Source organism: uncultured Campylobacter sp. (genome assembly GCF_938017775.1).
Taxonomy (GTDB): Bacteria; Campylobacterota; Campylobacteria; order Campylobacterales; family Campylobacteraceae; genus Campylobacter_B.
The window spans coordinates 1-2,406 of the sequence record NZ_CALIIU010000077.1 but is presented as its reverse complement, the minus strand read 5'-3'; the positions used below and the strand labels follow the sequence as shown (position 1 = coordinate 2,406).

Below are 2,406 nucleotides of genomic sequence, written 5' to 3'. Positions count from 1 at the left end.
TAGATCTGCATGCTGCGCCTCGCCCTGAAATTTAAATCGTCGCCGCACAGCAGAGCATTTGAAATTTAAAATCTTATGAGAGCAGTGAAACTTTGTAGTGCGTTATGCCGTGCATCGATGTAAGTTAAATTTATTGCTAGCGAGATTGATTGTACTGCGTACGTTATCTGCCGTATTCCGTACAATATGTTAAAAGTTACTACGAAAGGTTCGCATGCCGTATTTACTGCGCTCGCCCATGTATGAGCCGCATGTGTACTGACGCGCTACACTAGATAAATTGAAACCGAGTTTGCACTAAATTTAAACTCAAGTTACCGCCATGTCGTAAATCTGCTGAGATTAAATTTAATGAAAGAATCTCATCTTAATTTAAATCTAGGCGCAAAAGTGTAAAATTTAATAAGATCCTGCAAATTTTAAAATTTAGCGAGATCAAATTTGGATTTACGCCGCAGGCGCGCTATTTTCGGCGTGCGTATCGCCAGAGTCTTTAGGTCTTAAAAGCCACTGTTTTGTAAAGATCAGCACGTAGATCGCAGCGCCGATGCCGTAGCTTGCGTATTCGCTCGGGATAAACTCTATGAATTTCGCGCAGATATTAGGCACCAGCATTAGCGGCGTTACTAGCAGCAATAGCAGGCGCTCTATCGGGTTGCACTTGGTTACGAACCAACCTTGCAGCGAGGAGCTGAAAGCAAACATACCCACGATCGCCGTGGCAAAAATCAGCACGATTTGCAGTGGATCGCTGATCCAAACGATGCTCTTTGAATCCATCGGATCGCCGATGCTTTGGATCAAAAGCAGCTTATTGTTGAAGAAAAACGCAAACGGAAGCACCGCGGTACGCAGATCATACACGAAGCCCTGAAGTCCCACAGTTACGGGATTTGCCTTTGCGATGCCCGCGGCGGCGTATGCGGCGATGCCCACCGGAGGGGTATCATCGGCTAAAATTCCGAAATAAAATACGAAAAGATGCACCGCAATCGCAGGGATCAAAAAGCCGTTTTTGCCCGCTAGTATCAAAATCACTGGCGCAATCAGGCTTGAAACGACGATATAATTCGCCGTCGTAGGAAGTCCCATGCCCAAAATCAGGCTCATTATCGCAGTCATCAGAAGTATCAGCACTATGCTATTTCCCGCGACCGCCTCCACGAGCTCTGAAAGAACCTGTCCCAGCCCGGTAAGCGAGATCGAGCCGATGATGATGCCCGCTAGCGCGGTGGCAACGGCTACCGTGACCATATTTTTGGCAGCACCCACCATAGCCCAAAAAATATCGACAAAGCCGACGATAAAATCGGACTTGCCAACCTTTTCGCCAAATATCGTTTTCTTTGCAGGCTCTTGTACGATCATTATTAAAAATAGCACGCAGATCGAGTTAAACGCCGCAGAGATCGCGCTTTCTTTTAGAATCAATAGAGTAAAAAGAAGCACCAAAATCGGTATTATGTAATGAATGCCGCTAAATATAATTTTTAGCTTTGAAACCTTGGCGTAATCGCGGCTGCCGTGAAGCCCCAACTTGCAGCTTTCCAGATGCACGATGAAAAATAACCCTGCGTAGCAGACGAAGGCTGGGATCACCGCCGCGATCATTACGTTGGTGTAGCTCATGCCTAAAAATTCCGCGATGATAAACGCCGCAGCGCCCATGATAGGCGGCATAAGCTGCCCATTTACGCCCGCAGCGACCTCGATAGCGCCCGCCTTAGTGGCGGTAAGCCCCGCTTTTTTCATAAGCGGGATCGTAAAGGTACCCACCGTCACGACGTTTGCGGTCGAACTACCGCTTACCATTCCGGTTAGTCCGCTAGCGATTACGCTAGCCTTGGCAGGCCCTCCGCGGAAGCGACCTAAAATCGCAAACGCTACGTTTATAAAATACTGCCCCGCTCCGGCTCGCTCCAAAAGCGCGCCGAATAGCACGAACAGATAAATGAAGCTGGTGCTGACCCCCACTGGTACGCCAAATACGCCCTCTGTAGTTAAAAACATATGCCCTGCAAGCAGTTCAAAGCTTGCGCCGCGATGCGAGATGATATCGGGCATATAAGGACCGAAGTAGCAATACAGAAGAAAGGTAAAAGCGATAATACCAAGCGCTGGTCCCATCATACGACGACCTGCTTCAAAGAGTATGAAAATTCCGATAAACGACGCTACGATATCTCTGGTTAGATAATTTCCCGGGCGCTGCGCTAGCCCGTTAAATTCTATTGCAGGATACAAGATCGCGGCGACTCCGACGATTAATAAAATATAATCGTAAAACGGGATGTAAAAATGTGCCTTAGAGCGCGGGCGAAACGGAAAAAGCGAAAAAATTATAAAAATGGCGAACGCCAAGTGGATTGAGCGCGCGATATTCGTATTTAGCGTAAAATACGCGAT

Annotated in this window: 1 protein-coding gene; it reads right to left on the bottom strand. The window is 47.5% G+C overall.

Annotation, left to right across the window (positions count from 1 at the left end):
• Nucleotides 1-447: 447 nt before the first annotated feature.
• Nucleotides 448-2,406 (bottom strand): TRAP transporter fused permease subunit (locus Q0537_RS09845; RefSeq protein WP_299227708.1); only part of this gene is annotated, 1,959 nt, incomplete at its 5' end.